This window comes from Mycobacterium attenuatum (genome assembly GCF_900566085.1).
Classification (GTDB): Bacteria; Actinomycetota; Actinomycetes; order Mycobacteriales; family Mycobacteriaceae; genus Mycobacterium; species Mycobacterium attenuatum.
Genome location: NZ_UPHT01000138.1, coordinates 19,011 through 45,520 on the forward strand (window position 1 = coordinate 19,011; position 26,510 = coordinate 45,520).

Here is a 26,510-nt window from a genome sequence, read left to right on the forward strand (position 1 = left end):
TTCGCGCCGCAGCGTGGACAACATGGCAAAGATGCACGAGGGGCTGGCATTTATGAGCATCGGCGTCAGAAGCGGTAGGTGGTGCAACCGACCTCAATGCCCGACCCGACACTCACGATCAACCCGATATCACCCGGACCTACCAGCTGATTCCGCGAGGCGCACTCCAGTCCGTACGGCAGACACGACGAGAACGCGTCGGATCCAGTCGGCAGGTCAACGAATCGTGACACCGGAATGTCAAGGCGCGCAGCAAGTTCAGCACGACCCGCCAGCGACAGGTGCGGCGGGAACACGGCAGCGATCTGGGAGCAGTCGAGCTCCTCGAGCTTCAGCAGTTCCTCGACGGCGGCGGGGATACAGTCCAGATAGCGTGCGGCCAGGTGCGGATCGCGGTCGATCTGCAGCCAGCTCTTTCCGTCGCGTTGCTGTAAGTAGGTTTCCAACGCCGCGCCGTATTCGGGATGGTGGTGAAAGACAAACCGGCCGAAACCGCAATGACCTGCGTCCCTACCCAAAATCAGTGCGGAACCCGTCTCGAGGACGCCGTACAACGGGTGCCCGCTGCCGGCGCTGTTGTTCTCTATTTCGGCAGCCACGATCATCACGTGCTCAGCCTTTCCGGCGCCGATCATCTGCACTCCCACCTGGCACGCGTTGAGGAACCCGACGGCGCCGTTGAGCACATCGAAAGCGAACGTCTTGGGCCCGTAAGGAGAGTCAATGTCTTCGTTCGCACCAAGTTCGTGGGCGACAAGCGCCGCAATGGCCGGTTCGGCCATGAAGTCTTCCCGATATACCCCGGCGTAAATCACCAATCCGAGCTCTGCCGGGTCGAGCCCGCTGCGGTCCAGGCAACGTCTGGCCGCCTGCGCGGCCAGATCGACCGCACTGCGGGGAGCGTGCTGCTGGGCCGGCGCCGTACCGATCGATTCGATTCGCACCCCAGGCGCAGCCGATAGCTCCGCGGGTCTCCGGCGGCTGACGAAGGTGCGGTTGCGCCCGTTGTCGGGCGCCCTGCGCATCCGGGCCGGCAGATCGTCGAAGGTGTACAGCGCGGTGCCGATCGTCTGTCCGGTGCCGCTGATGCCGAAGACCACATTGTCTCCAGGGTTGATCCGATTGGCCTGGATCTGGTCGCTCAGCGCTACGAAATGGGTGGTGCTGGCGGTGTTTCCCCGTTCCGTCAGGTTGTTGATGACGTTAGCCGAGTTGGCGGCGCCGGGTCCGAACACCTGGTTCATGGCGACCACCGCGTCGTTCAGCGATGCCTTCGAGGTCTGGTGTATGACGAAGTGGTCGCAGTGCTCGGCGCGCCACCCGTGTCGGTTCATCACGGCGGCGGTGTACGGCACCAAACGCTTGACCACCGTGGCGGTCAAGTTGATCGAGTCGACGGTCATGATCGCGCCGCCGTGGGCGGCACTGCTTACCTTGGCCATGCATAGGGTGCTGTACCGGCTCAAGGTCGCCATGTCGATATCGTGGAAACCGGCGCGGTCGTTGGGACCGCGCTCGAGGATCACCGCGGCGCCGGCGTCACCAATGGTCAAGCAGGCCAGCCGCGGATCCATCGGCCCTTCGATCTCCCGCTGCGCGGTCTCGGTGACGTGGGTGGTGTATTCGCCGCTGACCACCATGGCGCGCTCGACCAGTCCCGCTTGCAGAAACGCGTCGGCCACGGCGACACCGGTGAACATGCCGGCGCATGCGTTGGAGACATCGAAGGCAATGGCATCGGTAAGGCCGCACTGCTCCCGCAACCGCGCCGCCGTGCTGGGCTCGAACATGACCTTGCCAGGTTGGTCGTAGCGGGAGATGTTGCAGCAGATTACCAATTCGATCTCCTCCGGCGCATAGCTCGACCGAGCCAGACAGTCGGCCACCGCGTTTCGCGCGAGGTCGATCGAGAATTCGCCGGGCGCCACCACCCGCCGGCTGCTGATGCCGGTCAGGCGTTCCAGCGGTATGCCGATCTCGTTGACGCACCCGGCCAGCACGGTTTCGGTCGACAGCACTCCCGCCGGCAGATACACACCGATGCTTTCGATCACGGTGTTACGTCGCCGCCGGCTGGTCCCGGGAGCCGCGGGAGCCTCGGTAGCCTCGGGAGCCTCGGTAGCCTCGGGTGCCGAGGCGGCAAGCTCCTTGCCGGACCCGCCCGAGCCGCCGAAGGGTTCGGTATCCGCCCGCGCAGCAAAATCTTCGGAGCCTTGCACGGCCTGGCCGTACTCGGCGGCCAGCTCGGCGATGGTGCCGAATGCGAACACCGACTCCGGCCGCAGCGGCAGGTTGGCCGCATTGGCTTTCGCCGCCACCTCCAGGCTGTGGCTCGAGGAGCCGCCCAGAGCGAAGAAGTCGTCATGCACCCCAACGGTTTCCAGGTCGAGCACATCACACCAGATGCCGGCGAGGAGCTGTTCGGTGGGTGTCCGTGGAGCAACGAAATCCGTTGCGCGACAATCCAATTCGCCCCGTTCCTGGAGCGCGCGGCGGTCCACCTTTCCGCTCGACGTGTGCGGCAGCGACTCGGTAACCGCGAAGACAGCGGGCACCATGGCAGCGGGCAGTTGCTGGAGCAGAAAGCGGCGCAGCTCAGCAGCACTGGGCGCAGCCCCGCGCGCCGCCACGATGTGCGCGACCAGCCGGGTGTTGCCGCGGCCGTCGTTGTCGGCCACCACCGCGTTCTCCACGATCCCGGGGTGCCGTTGCAGCGCGACCTCCACCTCGGCCGGTTCGATCCGCACGCCGCGGATCTTCACCTGGTCGTCGCGGCGTCCCAGGTATTCGATGTTGCCGTCGGGCAAGTAGCGTGCCCGATCGCCGGTCCGATACAGCAGCTGATCCGGATCCGCGGCGAACGGATCGGTAAGGAAGGCAGCCGCCGTCGCGTCGGGCTGGTTGAGGTAGCCGCGCGCCACCCCGACCCCGCCGATGAACAGCTCGCCCGGCACTCCGACCGGCACCGGTTGCAGATGAGCGTCGAGCAGGTGAATGCGAATGTTGGCGATGGGTCGCCCGATCGGAACGGGACAGCGGGATTCACCTCGCCTGCAATGGAAATGGGTGACGTCGATCGCCGCTTCGGTGGGGCCGTACAGGTTGTACAGCTCGGCGTCCAACGTCGCCAGGAAGCGCTCCTGCACGTCATACGGCAGCACCTCGCCGCTGCAGAACACCCGGCGCAACCCGGAACAGTCGGTCACCCGGGGCTCGGCGAGGAAGGAACGCAACATCGACGGCACGAAATGCACCGTCGTGACGGCCTGATCGACGATGGTGCGAACCAGGCCCGCGGGGTCCTTGTGCGCTTCCGGTTCGGCGATGACAAGCCGCGCGCCGACGATCAGCGGCCAGAAGATCTCCCAGATCGACGGGTCGAAGGTTATCGGAGTCTTGTGCAGCACCCGGTCAGCCGGCGTGAGCTGGTAGGCCGCCTGCATCCACAACAGGCGGTTGCGGATCCCGGCGTGGGTATTGAGCGCACCCTTCGGCGTCCCGGTGGAACCGGAGGTGTGGACGACGTAGGCAAGGCCGACCGACCGGCCGCGGCGGTCGAGCGCCACGAACCCGTTCGATGGCGCGGGCGCCGACGACAGGTCCAGGCACAGGCGGTGACCGGTGAACCCCCGCAGTTTGTCCGAATGCCGCTGGTGCGTGACGCACACGGGCGCGTCGGGCACGTTGCCGATCATGGCCGCGATGCGGCTGACGGGTTGCGCGGGATCGAGCGGCATGAAGGCACCACCGGCCTTCAGTACCCCTAGCAGAGCCACGACCAGCTCCGTTGACCGGTCCAGGAGGACCGGAACGATGCCGTCGGCGCCCACTCCGAGGCGCTGCAACTGAGCGGCCAGCGCGTTGGCTCGCCCATCGAGCTCGGCGTAGGTCATCTCCTGGTTGCCGAACGCGAGGGCGACGGCGTCTGGGGTGCGCCGGGCGGTTTCGGCCACCATGTCGTGCAGGCAGTCGGGGGCGTCGTAGCAGACGCGGGTGTCGTTCCACGCAGCCTGTTGACGGCGCTTCGACTCGGTGAGGAGCGGCAGCTGCGACAAGCGGCGGGCCGGATCGGTGACGATGCCGTCGAGCAGCGTGGTGAAGTGCCCGATCATCCGCGCTATTGTCGCGGCGTCGAAAAGGTCCGCGTTGTAGTGCAGATCGCAGCTGAACTTCCCGTCCACATCGGCCACCTGAATCATCAGGTCAAACGCCGCACCGCCCTGCCCGACGTGAATCGTGTTCAGTTCAAGCGCTTCCGGATCCGCGGCACCGCCCTGGAACCGGCGGGCCTGTTCCCACGCAAACGAAACCTGGACGAGCGGTGTGTAGCTCAAGTCGCGGGACGGGCGGAGCCGCTCGACGAGCAACGCAAAGGGGTAATCCTGATGCGCGAGCGCACCCAGAACCGTTTTCTTGACCCGTCCCAGCAGCGACGAGAAGGCCGGATCACCATGCAAGTCGGTACGCAAGACGACGGTGTTGGCGACGTAGCCGACCAGACCCTCCATCCCGACCCGATCGCGGCATGCGAATGGTGAGCCGACGAGGAGGTCGTCCTGGCCGGTGTAGCGGTGCAACAGCGTGGCGTAGGCAGCCAGAAAGGTCATGTACGGTGTCGCGCCGGCACCGCGGGCCACCTCCCTGAGTCCCGACGCCAGGCGGCCGTCAACACTGAAACGTTGCAGCGCACTGTGATACGTCGGCGACGCCGATCGCGGCCGGTCGGTAGCCAGACCGAGTTTGGGCAGCTCGCCGGCCAGCTGGTCACGCCAATACTGCCAGAGGCGATCCCCCTCGGCGCCCGACATCAGCTGCAGCTGCCGATCCGCGTAGCCGACGTAACGCTCCGGGCAAACCGGAGGTACGTCCGAACCACGCTGTGCGGCATACAGTTTGCACAGCTCGTCCAGGATGACGTCAATGGACCAGAAATCGGCGGCGATGTGGTGGACGGCCAGCACCAGGACATGCTCGTGCGGTGATTGGCGCAGCAGCGTCAAACGGAAAACCGGTCCGGTTTGCAGGTCGAACGCGCCATCGGATTCCCGGCGTATCCATTCGTCAATGTCGTGCGGTCCGACGTCCTGTCGGGCGATGCGCACCGGCCAGTGCGGATGGACCAGTTGCACCGGCTGCCCGTCGCGCACGGCGAAGGTGGTGCGCAGAATCGCATGGCGTTCAACAAGGGCTTGGGCGGCGCGTTCCAGCGCCGCCACGTCGAGGTCGCCGCTGACCCGACCGGCATAGGTGAGGGTGTAGGCGGGATTGTCGGGCGCGAGTTGATAGAGAAACCACAGGGAGCGCTGCCCGTAGGACAGCGGATGCGCCGACGCCGAAGCCGCCGCGCGCTCCATCAGCAGTCGAGACAACAGCGCCCGCTTCTCCTGCGCGGACAGTCCGGCGATGTCAATCGACGGGTCCCTGGAACTATCTGTCATCCTGGTTCTCCCTTGGCGGCTATGAGCTGACGAAGTAGTTCGTCGACGTCGTCGTCTGAAACCTGCGGCACCTGGGTCAGCAGGTCGATCCACGGTGAGCCGGCCACATCGGCCGTCGCGTCCTCCTTGGGCTGCGCCGCGCTGTCGACTGCCGCGACCGGGTTGGGGTGATCGGGGCCTGCGCCGCACAGCTGCTCGGTGAGCCAGTCGGTGAGGCCCGCGATGCTGCCGCCGTCGAGCAACTGGACGGCCGGAACAGCGATGCCCAGGTCATGCTGAATCTGGTTGCGCAGCGTCAGCGCGGTGAGCGAATCGATTCCGAGGCGGTCCAGAGCCGCCTGAGTGTCCAGGCGCGACGGCGTCAGGCCCAGTTTGCTGGCCGCTAACTCGCACAGGTATGACTCGAGCAGCCGCCGGCGCTGCTGCCGGTCCGCGCGGCGCAGCGTGTCGATGAGGCTCGTCTCTCCCACGCTCGTGTCGGCCAGCCCGGCGAACAGTGAAGATGCTTGCGCGGCCGGAAAGGACCGGAACCATTCGCCGGCGTCGAGGCTAAACACCCCGGTGCGGCCCCGATCGGCGATGAGCAGCTGTTGCATGGCGGCCAGCCCCAGCTCGGGGCGCAGCATCGAGAGCCCCCGATCGGCCAGGAACTGGGCACGACCCACCTGCGCCCACGGGCCCCAGTTGATGCCAATCGCGGGCAGGCCGTGGGCGCGCCGGTAGGCCACCAGCCCGTCCACCCATGAGTTGGCGGCCGCGTAGGCCCCCTGCCCGGGTGAACCCAGCATCGACGCAGCCGACGAAAAGCTCAGCCACCAATCCAGATCGAGGTGCGCGGTGGCCGTGTGCAACCACCAGTGGCCGGCCACCTTCGGGGCGAATACCCGCTGCGCCGCCGACTCCGACATGTTCGACACGATCTCGTCGGCCAACACCATCGCGCTGTGCACCACACCGGCCGGTCGCGCTCCGGCCTGCTCGACCGCCGCCACCAACCGCGCCGCCGTATCGGGTTGGGCGATGTCGCCGGTGATGACCTGCACCCGGATACCCGCGGCGTTCATCGCTGCGATCGCCGCGCCAACGTCGGCGTTGGGCACCGAACGTCCGTTGAGCACAACGAGACCCGCGCCCTGCGCCACCAGCCAACGCGCCACGACAAGCCCCAACCCGCCCATGCCGCCCACCACGATGTAGCCACCGTCACGACGGACCAGCGGTTGCGCCGGCGGCTGCGCGAGCGCGGCGATGCGGCCCGTGCTCGGCATCGAGATGACGACTTTTCCGACATGAGCGTCCGAAGCCATCAGCTCGAAGGCGTCAATGGCGTGATCGAGGCTGAACGCGGTGACCGGGAGCATCCGCAGCTGGCCGGCCACCAGTTGGTGCAGAAGCTTCTGCAGCAACTCGCGGTAACGCCGCGGCCGCAGGCGCAGGTTCAAATCCAGGTCGACCACCGCAAATGACGCGCTCCTGGCCAACAACGCCAGCCCCAACTGAGCGTCGGCGCAGACGTCGCTTCTGCCCAGGTCCACAAACCGCCCACCCGGCGCCAGCATCTGCAGGCCGCGTCGAATTGCTTCGCCAGCAAGCGAATTGAGAATGACATCGACACCCTGACCGTCGGTGGCCACACGAATCTCGTCGGCGAACTCCCTGCTGCTCGAATCGCCGACATACTCGACATCCAACTGCGCCAACATCTTTCGCTGGACCGCCGAACTGGCGGTGGCATAGATGCGAGCCCCCGTCGCCTTGGCGATCCAAAGCGCCGCCAACCCGACGTCGCCGGCGGCCGAATGAATCAGTACCCGCTCACCAGCCGACAGCCGCCCCACCTCGCACAACCCGTGCCATGCCGTCAGATAGGCAATTCCCACCGCGGCGGCTTCGTGATCCGATAGCGCTTCCGGCGCCGGCACGACAAAATCGGCCGACGTCGTGACATGCGAAGCGACGGTGCCGGGCCCGAACGCGATGACACGCTGCCCAATCCGCACTGAATCCACTGCCGCGCCCAGCCTGGTCACGTATCCCACGCATTCACTGCCCAGGACCGCCGCGCCGTCGGCCCCCGTGGGATACCCACCCGTCGCCTTGAGCACGTCGCCGGCGCTGACCCCCGCGGCCACCACCCGGATCTCGACCTGATCCGCGGCCGGTGGAACATGTCTCATCGCATGTACCGCCAACGCGTCAAGCCGTCCGGGTTGGTCGATCTGCAACCTCACCGCGCCGCCGCTATCGAGATCGACACGCACCGGACGCCGCTCAACCGGAAATTCACCCTGCGCCGAAACAGCCACCGGCACAAGGCGATGCACATATCGTTGCCCATCGCGCAAAGCCACCTCGTCATGGCTGCTTTCGGCACACAACTCGTCAACCAGCGCGCCGGCTGACCCGCTGCCCTCGGCCTCGACATCAATAATGGTGGTCGCCAGCTCCGGATGCTCAAACGCCAACACCCGAGCGATTCCCCGAAGCGTGCCCTGCGCCAACGTCACCGACTCACCGAAACTTACCTGCTGAGCACCGCGCGTCACGATCCACAACCGCGGACCGCTGCCAACATCGCGCTGCGACAAGGTCTTCACCATGCCAGCGACAAATAATGTGCGCGACTGAGCCAACTCCAACTGCTCGCCATCGGCCAACGCCTCATCTGCCGACCGTGGCGGGCATACCAGAACGACTGCGTGCCACGACTCATGAGTCAGCGCGTCGAGCAGCCCGGCCTGATCCCGTGCCCTTACCACGCGATACCGCGACGCCCGCCGCGAAAGGCCGGCACATACTGCTTCCCACAGCTCATCCGAGCCGCGGTTGCCGACGCCTTGTTCATCGACCAGCAACACCGGGCCCGTTTCCGCGGCCGGATGACCCGAATCGATCGGCTCCCAACGCAAGTCGAACGCGTGACTGGCCAGCGCGGTCTCGGCTGCCGCCCGCAGCACCGCCATGTCGATCTCATCAATCACCATCAGCGTCTGACCCTGGGCGCCGCTAAGCACCACCCGGCCCACGAACCGATCCGGATCCGGCGTGGGCCGCAACACTGCGTGCGCGGTAACACCCTCCGTCACATCCCCGTAGACGCGTACTCCGGAAAACCGCGCCGGCACCGCCACCGTTCCCGCGTCCCCGGCACCGGCGAGCTCGGTGGCCAGCCGCGTCGCACCAAGGGCTTGCACCGCAACATCCAGCATCACCGGATGCGCAAGGAACCGTCGCGCGCCCTGACTGGCCTGCACCGGCAACCGCACCTCGGCGCGCGCCGCGCCGCAGCCGAAAACGCGCAGCCCGACGACTCCCTGAAAGGCAGGACCGTGCTGCTGACCTGCACTGCGTAACCGTCGATAGAGATCGTCGGCATCCAGCATCCTCACCGATGACTCGTCAACATCGATCGGCTCAGCGGCGGTGGCCGCAAGGCGCTCCAGCGCCGCGCTGGCATGTAACGTCCAGCCTGAATCAGCACTGCCCGAACGGATTTCCACACTTGGCCCCGATGCGGCACCGCTCAGCCTGGTGACGACAACCGTGCCTTCGCGAATCGGCATCAGCTGGTGCAGCAGCAACTCGGCAACCGCCCACGGCCTATCGACCTCGGCGCCGAACGCCTCCGTCGCCGCAGCCAGTGCCAACTCGACATACGCCGCGCCCGGCAGCACACACGCGCCATCAATACGGTGATGGTCAAGCCATAAGGAGTCGGGACCCAGCGTGCGCTCCCACACCCGAATCCCGGTCGTGGGATCAGTGACACCAGTGCCCAACAACGGATGACCAGCCACCGCAGCAGCGGCCGTCGGCTTGGCGGAAATCCAGTGCCGACGGTGCCGCCACGGGGCGGCCGGCAGCACCTGGTGCGGCCCGGGCGGGTGCGGCATGCGTGGTGGGTGATTTGTGGTGGCGGCGTTGAGGTTGGTGTGGAAGCTCAGTGTGTCATCAGCGTCGCGCCGCAGTGTGCCGATGCTGTGGTGGTGGGTTGCCGTGCCCAGCGTCTCGGTGATCGCCTGCGTCAGCATCGGGTGGGGGCTGATTTCGACGAAGGTCGTGTGGTCTTGCCCGGCAGCGGCAACGGCTTGGCTCAGCCGCACCGGCTGGCGCACATTGGCCACCCAGTAGTCGGCGTCCAACCGTGGTGTGCCGGTGTCGGTGACGGTGGACAGCAACGGAATCACGGGCAGCTTCGGCGCCAAACCGGCTAGGGACGAACGTAATTCGGCAAGGATCGGATCCATCGACGCAGTATGCGAGGCTACCTGCATGTTGACCCGGCGGGCGAACCGGTTTTGCTGCTGCACAGCGGTGATCGCCGCAGCCACCTGAGCGGGGGGTCCGGCGATCACGGTTTGGCGCGGCGAGAGCAAACCCGCCACGCTGACCCCGGGAAGGGTGTGCAGCAACCTGGCCGCGGCATCAGCGTCGAGCTCCAGCAGGGCCACCGCGCCCTGGCCGGCCATCCGCGCCATCAACCGCGATCGAATCGCGATTACCCGCAATCCCTCGGCGGGTGTCAACGCCCCGGCGACCACCGCCGCGGAAACCTCCCCCATCGAATGGCCAATCACCGCATCCGGTTCGACCCCGTAGACCCGCCACAGCCGCGTCAACGCCAGCTGCAGGCCCACAATCACCGGCTGCACCCGCGCGTCGCCGGCCACCGGTTGTCCCTCGGCCAGTACTTGCTGCAGTGAAAAGCCCACCTGTTCAACGAAGCTGGGCTCCAGTTCGGCCACCGCTGCCGCAAACGCCGGTTCGTCGGTCAGCAGCTGCTGGCCCATTCCCGCCCATTGCGAGCCCTGACCCGAATACACAAACACCGTGCCCGGCCCGCATTCCCCCTCGTGCGGGCCCACCACTCCAGTCGCCGCCCGTCCGGCTGCCAGCGCCTGCAAGCCGACCAGCGCCTGGGCCCGTTCCCGCGCACATACCGTGGCAACCAAGGGATGACGCACCCGGTGATGAGCGAGTGTGTGGGCCACTTCTGCCACTTCCACCTCGGCACCCGCACCGGCCATCCATTCCGCTAGAACGCCTGCGGCTGAGGCGATCCGCTCTGGCGTCTTGCCCGAGACCACCAGCGTGCTCACCGCGGGAACCGGGTCCCCTACGGGGGCAGCCGGTTCAGGAGCTTGCTCCAGCACCACATGCGCATTCGTGCCGCCGAACCCAAACGATGACACACCGGCGCGCCGTGCCCGTGCTACTGCGGGCCATTCCTGTTGCTCAGCAACGACTTTAAGGCGCAGCTGATCGAAAGGAATATGCGGATTGGGGTTCTCGAAGTGCAGGCTCGCCGGGATCTGTCCTCGCTGTACCGCCAGCACCGCCTTGATGAACCCCGTGATCCCCGCTGCGGCCTCCAAGTGACCCAGATTCGTCTTGACCGCTCCGATGAGCAGCGGCGACGTTGCCGCCCGTCCGCGACCCAATACCTTGCCCAGCGCGCGCGCCTCGATCGGATCGCCCAGCAAGGTCCCGGTCCCATGGGCCTCGACATAGTCCACCTCGCGTGGCTGTACACCCGCGTTGGCATAAGCCGCCCGCAGCACCGCCATCTGCGCCGCCGGGTTGGGAGCCATCAGCCCGTTGGACCGGCCATCTTGATTGACCGCCGAACCCCGCACCACCGCCAGCACCCGATCGCCGTCGTGCAGGGCATTACTGAGCCGTTTGAGCACCACGACCCCGCAGCCCTCGCCGCGCACAAAGCCGTCGGCAGCAGCGTCGAAGGCATGACACAGACCGCTCTGGGACAAGACACCGGCTTGATCGAAACCATGGAAAACCGCCGGTGCCAGCAGCAGGTTCACTCCGGCGGCAATCGCCAGGTCGGAGTCACCCATCCGCAGGCTTTGACATGCCAGATGGATCGCCACCAAGGACGACGAGCAGGCCGTGTCCACCGCGACGGAGGGGCCACGCAAATCCAGGAAATACGAAAGCCGATTGGCGATGATGCTCAGCGCGCCGCCGGTGTTGTTCCACGCATCGACCGCGGGCAAATCGGCAGCCGCCAAATACCCGTACTCGCTGCCGCAAGCCCCGGCGAACACTCCGGTCTGCGAGCGACGCAACGACGTCGCCGGAATCCCGGCATGTTCGAGGGCCTCCCAGGCCACCTCCAGCAATAACCGCTGCTGGGGGTCCATCTTCGCGGCTTCGCTTGGCGAGATCTCGAAGAACTCGGCATCGAAGCCGTCGATATCGCCCAGGAACGAACCCCACCGGGTTGTCCGGGCGAGGGTTGCCGATACCTCTGGTGAACCATCGTCGAAGGGCCGCCAGCGTTCGGCAGGGACCTCCCCTATCGCGCAGTGGCCTTCCCAGAGGAACCGCCACAATGCCTCGGGTTCAGATATTTCACCCGGAAACCGGCACCCCATGCCGATAACTGCGATCGGTTCGCTGACCCGAGGATGCGCCGAATGTGTCTCTTCGGCTCCAGAATCGGGTTCCGGCGCGGTGAGAAAAGCTACGAGAGCGTTAATTGTCGGGTGCTGCCAACAGTCCACCGGCGAGACCGCACGACCCAGCAGCTTGGCCAGTTCTCCTGACATGTTGATGACATCCCGGGAACCCAGCCCGAGGTCCTTCAGCGACAGGTCGGGGTCGATCTCATCGGGGCTGCAATCAATGTTGGCAACGACGTAACCGATCAACCACTTTCTCAGTTCGACACCATCAGTAAAGGTCGCCGTCACGGCGTGACCTCGACACGTTCGAATTCACCTCGCCGGTAACGCTCGGCACAGGCGGAACGTCGAACCTTCCCGCTGGTCGTGGTCGGAATCGCGCCAAGCCCCACAAAAACCAGATCCGCGAGGCGGAGGCCATGGGAATTTGAAATCGCTGAGGTCACCTCATATTTGATCGAACGCAGTTTTTCCTGCTGATCTTCGCCGGAACCGTTTGTTGTCTTAATCTCGGCAATGGCGACTACTTGCTCTGTCCCTTCATTCGGGACCGCCACAGCCGCGGCACGGCCTTTGGTGATTTCGTGAATGGTTGCTTCGATATCGTCCGGATAATGATTGGAACCGTCCACGATCAGCAGATCCTCGATGCGGCCGATGATGAATAACTCGCCTTCGGACATGACTCCAAGATCGCCGGTTCGCAGCCATGGCCCGACCGGCGTGCCGGCTGGTGGATCAACGAGGCTGGCCCGGAAAGTTTGCTCTGTCTGTTCAGCCTTACGCCAGTAACCCATGGCCACGTTTTCGCCGTGCACCCAAATCTCGCCGGTGGTCCCTGCCGGCCGTTCGGTCCGGGTGTCCGGGTCGACGATTCGCACCATCGGTGAGACCGGAAATCCGTAACTGACCAGAGCGGTACCGCCATCCCGGCGCCGCTCCGCAAGGCCCGCGGACAGTTCCTCCGAACCGAAATCGACGACTTCGGGCGGCTGGGCCGGTGTGCGGGTCGACACGTACACCACTGTCTCCGCGAGCCCGTAGGTCGGCCGTATCACCGCTTCGGGCAAGTTGAACGGTGCGAAGCGCCGCGTGAAGCGCTGCAGCGTCGCTGGCTGCACTCGTTCGCCGCCGCTGCAGAAGATCAGCAAATTGCCAAGGTCGAGCCCGGCCATGTCTTCGTCAGTCGTTTTCCGGGCCGCCAGTTCGAAAGCAAAATTCGGCGCCGCCGTGAAAACGCCTCTATTTGTGGCCAATAACCGGATCCAGCGGGCCGGCTGTTGCACGAACGCGATCGGACTCATGAGCACAGCGGGAAATCCGGTCAGCACCGACTGACAAACCCCCATCATCAAACCCAAGTCGTGGTAGAACGGCAGCCACGACACGACAGTCATTTGCGTGTCCGCCGGGAACAAGTCGCGAGACCACTGTTGAAAATTCGCCATGACGTTGCGGTGCGAGATCATGACTCCGGTGGGCCGACGGGTCGATCCAGACGTGTACTGCAGATAGGCGGGCTGGGCAGGTCTGCAGCGCGCGGGCTCCAGTCGGCACTGAGCTTCGGGGTCCAGCGAGTCGATCTCGATGACCGCTGCGGCGGCACCGTCGTGGCAACCGTCTGCGTATTTGGCGACTTCGCCGGCCGCGCTGGCCGTCGTGAGAATCACGGACGGAGCGCAATCTCGCAGCGCTGAGTGGACCCGCTCTTCGTGAACACCGAACTGTGGGAGCGGCAGCGGAACGGCGATGAACCCGGCGTGCAATGCCCCCAGGAAAGCCATGATGTATTCAAGTCCCTGCGGCGCGACTATAGCGGCCCGGTCACCGATCGATCCGCACGTCGAGAGTTCTTCGGCAATGACCTGCACTCTTTGATAAACCTGACTCCAGGTCAGGGTTTCGGAAATGCCGGTCGGGTCAGCCTCGTAGTCGATGAAATTGTATGCAACATCTTCGGGCTGCCGACTCGCTCGGTCCTGCAGCAATTCCGACAAAGAAGCTGGACGAGCCATCTGTAATCGTCGCCTCCCTCTGCTTAGGGTTGGAATACCTTCGTTCCCACCAACTTCGGTTCGCCCTCGGTACGAATGTGGAGGAGCGCGTCGAGATTCTATGTTCTACCCGTGGCCATAGGTTGAACAATGCACAAAATGAACTCGGCCGGTTCAGAGTTTGATGCCCGCGGCCGTCGTCGACCCCAATTGTTAACGTTGCCGGTTTGGGGACTCGTCTTGAATATGTTTTCGAGCGGCCGCGGCCAGGGCGTTATCGAAGGGTGTGACCACTTCACCGACCATGGCCGGTGGCGAGCCAGTGCAGTGTCGCCTCATCCAGGGTCAAAGACAACGCGCCCACGTTCTCGGCGAACTTCTCAACGGTCTTGCAGCCGACCACGGCGAACACATCGAGCGGCTGGCACAGCACATACGCCAGCGCAACCTGCGCGACGGTCAATCGGTGCTCGCGCGCGAACGTCGTTGCGCGCTGTCGCCGCTGGATGTTCGCTTCGGTGCCGAAGTAGGTGCTACACCGACGGCTGATGCGGTTACGGTCGGGCTTGGCCGGCTCGTAGTGAGGTGAAAAGAATCCGCGGGCAAGGCTGGACCACGCGAACACCGGCAGCCCGTGCATCGCATACCACTCCCGTGCGGCCCGCTGACCAGCCCCACCAAGCGTGACGGCACCGGGCCACAGCGATCGCGTCCAGTCGACGAGGCTGAATTGAACGCTCGAGGCGCTGACCGGATGCAGGCCCCTGCCGGCAGCAATCGTGTTGGCCTTGGCAATTCGCTCATGAGACCAGTTGGACGCGCCAATGGCGCTGATCTTGCCTTCATCGATGTGGCGGTTGAGCCGTTCCATGATCGGTTCGATCTGCGCAGCGGGGTGGTCGTAGTGGAGCAGATAAAGATCGATGGAATCGGTGCCGAGAGCCTGAAGAGAAGCGTGCAGGTCGTGCGTAACGTCAGCCGGAGAGAGCCGCGGCGATCCCGATAGCAGGCTGGGATGACACCCTTTGCTGATGATCACCACATTGTCGCGATTGCGGCGTTCCCGAAGCCACGCCCCCAGTGTTCTCTCGCTGTCCCAATATAAGCGGGCCGTATCGAATGTATTGCATCCGAGTTCGAATGCCTGATCTAGTAGCGAGAAGGCGTGTTGCTCGCGGGCCCGATAGGGCAGCCACGGCAGTAGCCGGCCCCGCAATCGATCGGTGCCGAAGACAATTCGGGAAACTGGTTTATCAACTCCGGCGACCTTCCCGTAGTCCATACCGCTCACCATTTCGCGAAATCGTGCACGATGTATCGGCACGTTCGAACCGTAAGAGCCATTATCGTGAGCGTGGGATTCTGGAATCCCGAGTGGACAAAGCAGGCGCCGTCCGTCACGAAAACGTTGTCGGCGTCCCAGCACTGACCATATGAGTTCACCACTGAGTTATTCGGGTTATCGCCCATGCGCGCGCCGCCGGTCTCGTGGATGGCGACTCCCGGCGGGTAGGGCAACCCGGAGTGGAGAATGCGATTGAGCACCGGGTCGACTCGTAGGCCGCCGGCGGCCGCAATTTCTGGAAGCCGCTGCCGCATGTGGGCGACCATATTAGTCTCGGCCTGAGAATAGCGACAATCGATCTGAGCTACGGGGATCCCCCACGCGTCTTTGACGATCGGGTCGAGCGATACACGATTTTCGTATCGAGGTTGCATTTCGCCAAAAGCGGTCATAGCCCACCGCGAACGCCCACGGCCGATCGATATTTGTATGCCGTAGCCGCCCGGAAAGTTCTTCGATTCCTTCTCGCAGAAGCTCGGAATGTAGAGTCCCACATTTCCGAAGTCGAACCCATCCTCGTCCAGGCCCAGCTCGACTTCGCTCTGAGGCACTTTACCGACAAGCGTGCACACCACGTGGTCGCACAGATACCGACCGAGATGGCCCGACGATCCGCCGACACCCGATGGATGCCGCGCGCACGCCGAGTTCTGCAGGATCCGCACGCTTTCGATCGTCGACGCGCAGAGGACCACCACTTTCCCATGAACCGCCCGGAGGTTTCCCGTCAGTCGTTCGATATATTCAACGCCGGCGGCTTTCCCCGACCGCTCATCGATGAGCAATCGGCTCACGACAGCATCCGTTCGTATGTCGAGGCGACCGGTTGCCAAAGCAAGCCGGACGGGAAGCGCGATCCGCTCTTTGTCGTATCTGACCTTCCTGGCGTATGTCGTGCGAACCCTCGGGAGACGCCGCTCGACCTGGCTGAGAAACGCTTCCTCGATCTTTGTCGTTTTCGCCGGCCCGAGGAACTGACCGTCTGGGCAGTTGGGAATTCCCGCGGATACCCCGTAGACGCCAAGGGTCTGTTCGACGATGTCGTAGAACGGCATCACGTCTTCGTACGACAACGGCCAATCGATGCCGTCACCACGGATACTTGCAGCTTTGAATTCAAAGTTCGACATGCGCGGCGCATGCCGATACCACGTGTGGAGGCGGCCACCGAGTTGTCGGCCCCGATACCAGCGAAATGTGCTTCCCGGTGCCGTGGTGTATGGATTCTCCCGGTCGTTGACGTAAAAATTCCTGGTCGCGTCGGAAAAAGCTACGGATCGCGCCTGAACGTGTTGGCCCCGAATCGCCGATTTGACGCGCGGCACGATCCCGAGGGATTTCGCCGCCGCGTGGGCAGGAAAGTCGCGCACAGTGTCCAGATTCCTGCCCGCCTCGAGCAGGACAACGTTTAGGCCACCTTCGGTCAGCTCCTTGGCCGCCCACGAGCCAGCCGCCCCGGAGCCGACGACAATTGCGTCATACGTTGATTCGATGCTGCGCACGAGTGCATGTCCCGTTCGGTCTTGGGAGCAGCCATCCCGTGGGCCACGGTGGCATCCCAGATGCGGTGTGAAGATTATCTGACGTAGCTTCGGCTCGGTGGCGTTCGCATGATATGCAAAGACGCCGAGTCGAACGGATATCTGCGATCGTGTCGGCGCATCAACAAAACCGGGTGCCCGCGGTGGTCCGGGCGGCCCAGGCCACGCTGGGCGCAGTGATGTGACTCAGCGGCACAGCGACAGCACAATGCCGTCCAGGATGTCGTACTCACTGACCGTCAGCTCGTCGATACCGGCCCGGTCACGGAGCTCGTGCGCCAACTCCTCGGCCACGATCGCCCCGCCGGCGATCACGTCCACCCGGCCCTCGTGCATCGGCGGCAGGGCGGCCCGCTGTTTGCGGGTCATTTTCACCAGTCGCTCACACACGGCCAGCAGCTCATTCCCCGGCACCCGTGAAAGGTGAATGGCCGCAGCATCATAGGTCGTCATGTTGTGAGCCAGCGCGGACAACGTGGTCATCGTTCCGGCCAGACCGACCCAGGTTCGGGCCGCCTCGACGGGTACCACCTGCAATGCGACCGCCAACCGTTCGCGCACCACTTCGCGGGCCGCGGCGACTTCCGGCGCCGTGGGCGGATCGGAGTGCAAACAGCGTTCGGTCAGCCGGACACAGCCGATGTCGGCCGAATAACTCGCGACCACCTCGTTACCGGCCTTCCCGAGCACAATCTCGGTGGAGCCGCCGCCCAAATCCACAACCACGAAAGGCGCTCCGGCGCTGTCCAATTCACCGACAGCGCCGCGAAACGACAGCTCGGCCTCCTCGGCGCCGCTGATCACCTCGGCCACCGAACCGGGGATGACGGCGCCCAGCACCTCGGCCGTCATCGCGAAAAAGGCGTCTCGGTTGGCGGCGTCCCGAGTGGCCGACGTGGCAACCATTCGCACCCGCTCCACACGGTGCAGCCTCAGCAATGCGGCATAGTCGGTCAACGCTGCCCGGGTGCGCGAAATGGCATCCGGGGCCAATTCACCGGTCGCGTCGACTCCCTGACCCAACCGCACAATCCGCGTTTCGCGGTGCACATCGTGCAGGCGGGCGCCGGTCGCCTCGGCGATCAACAGGCGAATCGAGTTGGTACCACAGTCGATTGCCGCAATCCGTCTTCCCGATCCACTCATCGCCACTGCTCCCCCACAATCAAACCGGCTGCCGCGGGATCGGCGGCCAACAGCGCCACCGCCTCATCGCCGAGTGGATTCACCCCGGGACCCTTGGCGAGCGAATGCGCGATCAGCACGTGCAGGCACTTGACCCGGTCGGGCATACCGCCGGCCGACACGGACGTCCCCAGCGGTTCGACGGCGTCACGATCGGCCAGATACGACTGGTGCGCGCGCCGGTACGCCGCGGCCAGGCCGCAGTCACATCGCAACCGATCAGTCATCTCACGCATCAGCCCAGTGGTCTCCAGCCTGCTCGCCGCCGCCGTGAGCACCGGATGCGTCAGGTAGTACAGCGTTGGAAACGGCGTGCCGTCAGGCAGTTTCGGGGCGGTTTTCACCACGCCGGGTTCACCGTTGGGGCATCGGTAGGCGACCTCGAGCACGCCGCGAGGCTCCCGGCCCAGCTGACCCGCCACCACCTGGAGGTCGGCGCGGTCAACCACCGGGCGCCGTCGGGTTGGGCGGCACTTCACCGGGCGGACCAGGCTCGGGGGCGGGCTCGGGAGCGGCGGCAGGCGGCAGGTGTGGCGCGTCGGCAATGGTGTGCCACAGCGAGGTGTACCAGGGCTCGTTTCTGGCCGCGGCCGGCGCATCGCCGCGAGGCTGCGGCGACACCGCCGCCGTGGGCGGAAGCTGGACCTGAAATGGGATGTCGCCCGGCATCACGAAGCCGAGTCGCTCGCGCGCCTGCGCCGCGATATACGCCGGGTCCCCCAGCTGGTTCTTCTGCCGCTCCAGATCGGCAATCTGGCGGCGCAGCGCGGCTTCGGTCGCGGACAGCTGTTCCATCTCGGTGCGCTGCGCGAAGTAGATACGTACCGGCCCGGCGATGGTCAGCGTCAACACACACACCACCGCGGCCAGGACCGCCGCCCGGCGCGCGGTAAACCCCAGCCGCTGGTCGGACCGCTGTTCCAGCGATTCGGTGAACGAGCGCCTGATGGGCTCGACGACGTGCTCGCGCAGGCTCCGGGTCGTCTGGGCGGTGGCCGGCGACGACGCGGGCCGGGACGGCGACGCGGAACGACGAGCCCGGGACGAATCGCCGGCCTTCCCCGGCCGCGAGGCCGGGGAAGGCCGGCGGCGTTTCGAATCGGGTCGTTTCGCGTCGGGCATGTCGCTTCAGCCGCGCTTCAGGTTGGCGGTCAACCTGGCGCAATCTATTTTTGGTCCACAAGGAATCGCGGGAACGCCAGATCGCCCGCGTAACGGGCGGCGTCGCCGAGGGCGTCTTCGATCCGCAACAGCTGGTTGTATTTGGCGACGCGTTCACTGCGCGCCGGTGCGCCGGTCTTGATCTGTCCGCTGCCGACGGCCACCGCCAGGTCGGCGATCATGGTGTCCTCAGTTTCGCCGCTGCGGTGGCTCATCATCGTGCGGTATCCGCTGTGGTGCGCCAGCGCCACCGCATCGAGCGTCTCGGTCAGCGTGCCGATCTGATTCACCTTGACCAGCAAGGCGTTTGCCACGCCTCGTTCGATGCCCTCTTCGAGTCGCTCGGGATTGGTGACGAAGATGTCGTCACCGACGATTTGTACCCGCTCACCGATCGACGCCGTCAGCGCGGCCCAGCCGTCCCAATCGTCTTCGGACAGCGGGTCTTCGATGGACACCAGCGGGTAGGACGCCAACAGCCCGGCGTAGAACTCGGCCATTTGCTCGGCGGTGCGGGTCGAACCCTCGAAGATATAGCCGGTGCCGTCGGTGTAAAACTCGGTGGCCGCGGCGTCCAGGGCCAGGGCCACGTCCGATCCGAGCACGAAGCCCGCCGACCCGATGGCCCGGCTGATCAGATCCAGCGCCGCGGTGGTGCCGGGCACATCCGGGGCGAACCCGCCTTCGTCGCCCAGGCCGGTGGACAGCCCCTCCTTCTTCAGCACCGATTTGAGCGCGTGGTACACCTCGGCACCCCAGCGCAGCGCCTCGGCGAAACTCGGCGCGCCGATCGGTGCCACCATGAATTCCTGGATATCGACGGCGGTGTCGGCGTGTGCGCCGCCGTTGAGGATGTTCATCATGGGCACCGGCAGGATGTGCGCGTTGGGTCCGCCGATGTAGCGGAACAACGGCAATTCCGCCGACTCCGCGGCGGCCTTGGCAACGGCCAGCGACACACCGAGGATCGCGTTGCCGCCCAGCCGGGACTTGTCGGGCGTGCCGTCCAGGTCCACCAGTGCCTGGTCGACCAGCCGCTGGTCGTCTGCGCTGAGGCCGATGACGGCCGGGCCGATCTCGTCGAGGACGGCTTGCACCGCCTTTTTCACTCCCTTGCCGCCGTAGCGATCGCCGCCGTCGCGCAGTTCGACGGCCTCGTGTTCGCCCGTCGACGCGCCCGACGGCACCGCGGCGCGGGCAAACGTACCATCCATCAGAGCGACCTCGACCTCGACCGTCGGGTTGCCGCGGGAATCCAGAATCTCGCGGGCTCCGACCTGCTCGATAATCGGCACTGGATTCTCCTTCGCGCTCTGGTTCGCTTATGGTCCCGGACCGCCCATTAGCGTAAAGCCTGGCTCAGCGCCTAATCCTGCTACAGCGGATGACCCGCCGCGTAAGCGGTCGCCCAGTCCCGTACTGCCCGCGCATAGACACCGGAGTTGTTATAGGCGCGCAGCGCGGTGATCCAGCCGCGGGGTGTCGCGAGATCTTTTCCGCGCCAGCACAAGTAACCTGCCGCCGAGAGCGCGGCATCATCGATGTTGTCGGGGCTGACAATGCCGTCGTTGTTAGCGTCTACCCCGTAGAGTCGCCAGGTCTCGGCGATGAACTGCATCGGCCCCATCGCGCGCTGCACCCCGTCTCCGTCGGACGCGCCGTCGGCAGCGCCGCGGTCACTGTCCACGATGCGCAGCGTCCCACCGGTGCCGTCGAGGCGAACGCCGCGAATGGGCGGGGTCACGTCCCCGTTGGGCAATATGGTCGCGCCGCGATAGGTGCCGTTATGGCTCTCGACCTGCCCGATACCGGCCAGCGTGGTCCACGCGATGTGGCACTTCGGGTTCTCGACCTGCGCGACGCGGGCGGCGTACGCGTACGCCTCGAGAGCGATGACCGGCATTTCCAGGGCCGGAGCACGTTGCTCGGCCCACTCTCGCAGCTGATCGGCGGGCCGGCCGCTGGCATAGGTGTCCACGGGCGGGACGGGATCGCCCGGCGGCGGCGGCACACCTTCGGGGATGAACAAGCTGAGTTGCCAGGTGCAACTGGACGCCAACAGCATCGCGGTCGCCCCTATCACGGCGACCGCGCGCAACCAACGTCTCGGCGTCACACTGCTCCTTCGTGGCTCCTTGGGGGCTCTGTTGAGGGCTCCGTCGCGGGCTGCGTTTGGGGCTGCGTTTGCCGATGTGCCCTGGCCCGGCCGCCGCTTCCCTTACGTCCTGTTCCGGTCTGCTACTGCTGTGGTCATGATCATCGTCCCACGGGTTCGGGGCGTGCCCCTTCTGATTCACGGCTCAGCACCCGGGCATGCCGTTGTTATCACGTAGATATCGGTTAGCTGGGAGCATGTTTGGCTATCGCTGTTCCCGGTTTTGTTGGCAGCAAACGCATCTGTCGCAAACTTTGCGGTGATCGCTTGCCGCGGCCGGGCTCTGAGTGCTCACAACGACCGAACAAACCGGCCCGGCGTGGCCAAAACTCCGGTGCACCCGCGACAGGCGGCTCAGCGCCTGCCTTTGCGCTTCTTCGAGGCGCCGCGGGTTTCTTTACCCGTCGCCGTGTCGGTTTCGGGGCTGGCTTCTAGTGGATAGTCCGTCTCGCCGGGCACATCCACAGTTTCGAAGACAGGTTCGGAGCCCAAAGCCGGCTCGTCCGTCTCGAACGCCACCGCGGCTGACGCCGCATCGACCGGCGAGGCACCGGATGGCCAGTGGGCCAGCCACTCCTCTGCGGTGATCGTGCCGATCGGCGTCACGTCGAGTTCCTCGGCGACACTGTCGCCACGGCGGGCAGCCGCAATCGCCTTCTCCGCGCTGCGGACCTTGTCGATAAAGTCCAAAACAGCTGCGCGCAAGGAATTTTCGGCATCAATCTCCGCTGAAACACGGATCGAAGCGATGCTGGACGGGATCAGTTGCGCAGGCAGGCCTGCCGTCATGACCCGCCGAATAACCTTCTGCGCCAAAGCTAGTGCCGGCTGACCGGTGTGGACTTCGTCCAAAACGGAGTTTCGGGACTTTTCGGCCGCCTTCCGCTCTTCCCACTGAGCCATCTGCTCCAGCAGCGAAATCTCTTGCCCGGCAAGAACTCCCGGCGCACGATTGGTCAACTTACGAATCAGCGTGTCGGCGACGTCGTCGATGGTGAAGGGAAGCAACGCCGCGTCTTCGGCGATGCGGGCATGGAACAGCACCTGCAGCAGCAAGTCACCGAGTTCCTCGCGCAGCTGGTTCACATCGCCGCTGTGCACCGCGTCGAGCAGCTCGTAGGTCTCCTCCAACAGGTAGCGGCGCAGCGAGTTGTGGGTCTGCTCGCTTTCCCACGGTCCGTCGGTGCGAAGTTTGTCCATCATGGCCACGGCGTCGAGCAGTCGTTCCCCGCGCCGGCGATCCGGTACCGAGAGCAGCCGCGCCCCGGCAGCCAGTCGTGCCACCACGGCCGGATGGTTGGGATCGGATGACAACAACACCGGTGCGTCGGCTCCCATGTGCGCCGGGTGCGCGTCGGGCAGCGACCACGGTACCGCGACCGGCATCTCCTCGGTGTATTGCACCGGACCACCGAGCAACTCGATGGCTTCGACGGGTACCAGCGACGGGCGGCGGGGGTCGACCAGGACGACAATCATCGCGCTCGTCGCTCCTTACTCGACACGGGGCGGCCCGCGTCGTCGCCGGACGAACTCGTTATACCAATATCTTTCTGCGGTATGCCGGCCAACGCCGTCACCAGGTCGGCCACCATCTGCACCAATTCGACATCCCGGATGCGCGGCGCACCGATACCGCCGGCCCGTGGAATCGGGACCTGCACGGTAGCCGTCGTCGCCCGGTAATGCGCCCCCGGGTACATCCGTTTGAGCCGAACCTGGGCGGAATCGGGCAGCGTCATCGGTGAGAGGCGCACGGTTGCCGCCGACGGGGCCGACACCTCGGTGATGCCCGAATCGCGGCACAGCAGGCGCAACCGCGCCACCGCCACCAGTCGGCGGGCGGGTTCGGGCAGCGGCCCGTAGCGGTCGTTGAGCTCTTCGACGACGGCCGCGACCTCGTTGTCGGACGAGGCGGCGGCCAGCCGCCGATAGGCCTCCAAACGCAGGCGGTCGCTGCCGATGTAGTCCGGCGGCAGGTGCGCGTCGACCGGCAGGTCGATCCGCAGGTCCTTGGGCTCCTCGGCGGTGGTAACCGTCTTGCCGTCGGCAGCGGCCCGGTACGCTTCGACGGCCTCACCGACCAACCGCACGTACAGGTCGAACCCGACGCCGGCGACATGCCCGGACTGCTCGACGCCCAGCACATTGCCCGCACCCCGGATCTCGAGGTCCTTCAAAGCCACCGCCATGCCCGCGCCGAGCTCGTTGTTCTGGGCGATGGTGGCCAGCCGGTCGTAGGCCGTCTCGGTCAGCGGTGCCTGCGGCGGATAGAGGAAGTAGGCGTAGCCGCGCTCCCGGCTGCGGCCGACCCGGCCGCGCAGCTGGTGCAGCTGGGACAGGCCGAAGGTGTCGGCGCGCTCGACAATGAGCGTGTTGGCGTTGGAGATGTCCAGGCCGGTCTCCACGATCGTCGTGCACACCAGGATGTCGTACTCGCGGTTCCAGAAGCCCTGCACGGTGCGCTCCAGCAGCTCCTCGGGCATTTGTCCATGCGCCACCACCACCCGCGCCTCGGGCACCAGCTCGCGGACGTGGGCCGCGGCGCGGTCGATGGAGCTGACCCGGTTGTGCACGTAGAAAGCCTGCCCGTCGCGAAGCAGCTCACGCCGCAGCGCCGCCGCAACCTGTTTGTCGTCGTGCGGTCCGACGTAGGTCAGCACCGGATAGCGCTCTTCGGGCGGGGTCAGAATGGTCGACATCTCGCGGATGCCGGCCAGGCTCATCTCCAGGGTGCGCGGGATCGGGGTGGCGCTCATGGTCAGCACGTCGACGTGAGTGCGCATCGACTTGATGTGCTCCTTGTGCTCGACGCCGAAGCGCTGCTCTTCGTCGACCACCACCAGGCCCAGGTCCTTCCAGCGCATGCCGGTCTGCAGCAGCCGGTGAGTGCCGATCACGATGTCCACCGAGCCGTCGGCCAGGCCATCGATCACGGTGCGCGATTCGGCGGTGTCGGTGAACCGAGACAGACCCTTGACGGTGACCGGGAACCCGGACATTCGCTGCGCGAAGGTTTGCAGATGCTGGTCGGCCAGCAGCGTGGTGGGCACCAGCACCGCCACCTGTTTGCCGTCCTGGACGGCCTTGAACGCCGCCCGCACCGCGATCTCGGTCTTGCCGTAGCCGACGTCACCGCAGATCACCCGGTCCATCGGGATCGGCTTTTCCATGTCGGACTTGACCTCTTGGATCGCGGTGAGCTGGTCGACGGTCTCGGTGAACCCGAACGCGTCCTCCATCTCGGCCTGCCATGGCGTATCGGGCGCGAACGCATGCCCAGGGCTGGCCTGCCGTTTGGCGTACAGCGAGACGAGTTCGCCAGCGATCTCGCGCACCGCCCGGCGCGCCTTGGTCTTGGTGTTGGCCCAGTCGCTGCCGCCCAGCCGGCTCAGCGCCGGCGCCTGTCCGCCGACATATCGTGACAGCTGGTCCAGCGAATCCATCGGGACATACAGCTTGTCTGTGCTGTTTTGGCCACCGCGCTTGCTCGACGCGTACTCGAGCACCAGGTACTCGCGCCGGGCGCCGCCGACCGTGCGTTCGACCATCTCGACGAACCGGCCGATGCCGTGCTGATCGTGCACAACCAGGTCGCCGGCCGTCAGCGCCAGCGGGTCCACCGTGTTGCGACGCTTGGCGGCCAGCCGCTTACCCTCGGCCGCGGCGACCCGGCTGCCGGTGAGATCGGATTCGGTGACCACGACCAGGTCGGCGCCGGGGACGACGCCCGGTACCACGATGCCGTCACGCAGCGGACCCTTGAAGACCCCGACCAGGCCGAGTTTGGGTGTGGCGCCCGGGACGAGCATGGTGGCGGGGATGTCGGATTCGGTCAGCCGCTCGACCATCCGATGCGCGGTACCGGTCCCCGGCGCGACCATCACCGCAAACCCGCCGGTTGACACGTGCGCACGCAGCATCGCAAAGATGCCGTCGATATCACGCTGATGCCCACGCGCCGACGGTGACGGCCGGACGTCCAGTTCGAGAACGGCCTCGCCGGACAGCTGGCTCAGCGTCCACCACGGGTGGCCGGACCCGGTGGCCGCCGTGTGCACCTCGTCCAGCTCAGCAAAACCCGATCCGCCAAGTTGTTCGACGTCGACCGGAGCCTGATTTTGCGGACCGGATCCCAGCGCGGCCACCGACCATGACGCCTCCAGAAATTCACGCCCGGTCTTGATCAGATCGGCCGCCCGGGTCCGGATTTTCTCCGGGTCGCACAGCAACACCGGAGTGCCTTCGGGCAGCTGGTCGGTGAGTAGCGCGTGGGTCGCGTTTGCCCCGTCTTGCGTGGGATGCAGCACCGGCAGCAGCGCCTCCATCCCGTCGACCGGGATACCCTCAGCCAGCTTGGCCAGCATGTCGGAGACGCTGCCGGTCACCGCGTTCTCGGCGGGCGGGTGCTGCGCGGCCAATTCGGCGGCCCGCGCCCGCACGTCGTCGGTCAGCAGCAGCTCACGGCAGGCGACCGCGACCAGCGTGTCAACCTCGATCTCCGGAATGGAACGCTGATCGGCCACCGAGAACATCCGCATTTCGGTGATCTCGTCGCCCCAGAATTCGACGCGCACCGGATGCTCGGCGGTCGGAGCGAAGACGTCGAGAATCCCGCCGCGTACGGCGAACTCGCCGCGGCGGCCCACCATGTCCACCCGGGTGTAGGCCAACTCGACCAACCGCGCGATCACCCCGTCGAAGTCGATCTCCTGACCCACACTCAAGGCGAGCGGTTCTTGACGACCCAGCTGCGGCGTCATCGGCTGCAGCAATGAGCGCACCGCGGTCACCACCACCCGTAACGGCGGGCCCAGCCTGGCGTCGGCGGGATAAGCCAGCCGGCGCAGCACCAATAGCCGGGCCCCGACGGTGTCCACACCCGGGGAGAGCCGCTCATGCGGCAGCGTCTCCCACGACGGAAACACCGCGACCGCGCCGCCGAAAACACCCTGCAGCTCCGCAGTCAGGTCGTCGGCCTCGCGACCGGTGGCAGTGACCACCAGCAACAGCCCCTGCCGCGCCAGCGCGCTGGTGACGAAAAGGCGTGCGCTGGCCGGCCCTACCAGCGTCAAGTCATCGGGTCGATCGGAGGCGCGCGCAATCAGCTGTTGGAAGGTTGGCGCGGCCAGCGCCAATTCGACGAGCCCCGCGATCGGGGTATCTGGGCTAGCAGCCCCCGGTGCGGTCATGATGCGGCCATTCTAGGGCGCAGCCGATTCGTCAATATCGAGCCTGCCGCCGTCAAGAATGCGTAAGGACCCCA

General features: G+C 65.7%; 12 protein-coding genes. All 12 read right to left on the reverse strand.

What is annotated here, in order from left to right; translation table 11 throughout:
* Positions 1–65: 65 nt before the first annotated feature.
* Positions 66–5,438, reverse strand: a complete 5,373-nt coding sequence (locus EET13_RS22270) for a non-ribosomal peptide synthetase (RefSeq protein WP_122444303.1) — start codon at positions 5,436–5,438, stop codon at positions 66–68.
* Positions 5,435–12,151 carry a type I polyketide synthase gene (locus EET13_RS22275; RefSeq protein WP_122444304.1) on the reverse strand — a complete coding sequence of 2,239 codons (6,717 nt, stop codon included), beginning with the start codon at positions 12,149–12,151 and terminating at the stop codon, positions 5,435–5,437. Before EET13_RS22275 ends, EET13_RS22270 begins: the two co-directional genes overlap by 4 nt.
* Positions 12,148–13,878, reverse strand: coding sequence for an AMP-binding protein (locus EET13_RS22280; protein ID WP_122444305.1), 1,731 nt, complete (start codon positions 13,876–13,878; stop codon positions 12,148–12,150). The genes EET13_RS22275 and EET13_RS22280 overlap by 4 nt, the downstream gene beginning before the upstream one ends.
* Before the next feature lie 274 nt (positions 13,879–14,152).
* Complete coding sequence (locus EET13_RS22285) at positions 14,153–15,139, reverse strand: aldo/keto reductase (protein WP_168991150.1); 987 nt, start codon at positions 15,137–15,139, stop codon at positions 14,153–14,155.
* Between the two features lie 5 nt (positions 15,140–15,144).
* Entirely contained in the window at positions 15,145–16,704 is a 1,560-nt protein-coding gene (locus tag EET13_RS22290) for a GMC oxidoreductase (protein WP_122444307.1), read from the reverse strand.
* Between the two features lie 225 nt (positions 16,705–16,929).
* On the reverse strand, positions 16,930–17,889 hold the full coding sequence (locus EET13_RS22295) for a Ppx/GppA phosphatase family protein (RefSeq protein ID WP_425294265.1): 960 nt from the start codon (positions 17,887–17,889) through the stop codon (positions 16,930–16,932).
* A complete protein-coding gene (locus EET13_RS22300; protein ID WP_122444309.1) occupies positions 17,886–18,377 on the reverse strand; it encodes a DUF501 domain-containing protein in 492 nt (163 codons plus the stop codon). Before EET13_RS22300 ends, EET13_RS22295 begins: the two co-directional genes overlap by 4 nt.
* Positions 18,370–19,050, reverse strand: a complete 681-nt coding sequence (locus EET13_RS22305) for an FtsB family cell division protein (protein ID WP_122444310.1) — start codon at positions 19,048–19,050, stop codon at positions 18,370–18,372. The genes EET13_RS22300 and EET13_RS22305 overlap by 8 nt, the downstream gene beginning before the upstream one ends.
* A gap of 44 nt (positions 19,051–19,094) precedes the next feature.
* Positions 19,095–20,384: a phosphopyruvate hydratase gene (gene eno, locus EET13_RS22310; protein ID WP_122444311.1), complete on the reverse strand. Its 1,290-nt coding sequence runs from the start codon at positions 20,382–20,384 to the stop codon at positions 19,095–19,097.
* An 80-nt stretch (positions 20,385–20,464) separates the two neighbouring features.
* Positions 20,465–21,205 carry a lytic transglycosylase domain-containing protein gene (locus tag EET13_RS22315; protein WP_122444312.1) on the reverse strand — a complete coding sequence of 247 codons (741 nt, stop codon included), beginning with the start codon at positions 21,203–21,205 and terminating at the stop codon, positions 20,465–20,467.
* A 393-nt stretch (positions 21,206–21,598) separates the two neighbouring features.
* On the reverse strand, positions 21,599–22,723 hold the full coding sequence (locus tag EET13_RS22320) for a nucleoside triphosphate pyrophosphohydrolase (RefSeq protein ID WP_122444313.1): 1,125 nt from the start codon (positions 22,721–22,723) through the stop codon (positions 21,599–21,601).
* Complete coding sequence (gene mfd, locus EET13_RS22325) at positions 22,720–26,436, reverse strand: transcription-repair coupling factor (protein WP_122444314.1); 3,717 nt, start codon at positions 26,434–26,436, stop codon at positions 22,720–22,722. The genes EET13_RS22320 and mfd overlap by 4 nt, the downstream gene beginning before the upstream one ends.
* Positions 26,437–26,510 lie beyond the last annotated feature (74 nt).

Bases quoted from the DNA above. Each gene is read 5' to 3' on its own strand.
- EET13_RS22285 (WP_168991150.1), bottom strand. From the start codon at position 15,139: ATGGACTACGGGAAGGTCGCCGGAGTTGATAAACCAGTTTCCCGAATT.
- EET13_RS22295 (WP_425294265.1), bottom strand. From the start codon at position 17,889: ATGAGTGGATCGGGAAGACGGATTGCGGCAATCGACTGTGGTACCAAC.
- EET13_RS22270 (WP_122444303.1), bottom strand. From the start codon at position 5,438: ATGACAGATAGTTCCAGGGACCCGTCGATTGACATCGCCGGACTGTCC.
- EET13_RS22305 (WP_122444310.1), bottom strand. From the start codon at position 19,050: ATGCCCGACGCGAAACGACCCGATTCGAAACGCCGCCGGCCTTCCCCG.
- EET13_RS22280 (WP_122444305.1), bottom strand. From the start codon at position 13,878: ATGGCTCGTCCAGCTTCTTTGTCGGAATTGCTGCAGGACCGAGCGAGT.
- EET13_RS22320 (WP_122444313.1), bottom strand. From the start codon at position 22,723: ATGATTGTCGTCCTGGTCGACCCCCGCCGCCCGTCGCTGGTACCCGTC.
- mfd (WP_122444314.1), bottom strand. From the start codon at position 26,436: ATGACCGCACCGGGGGCTGCTAGCCCAGATACCCCGATCGCGGGGCTC.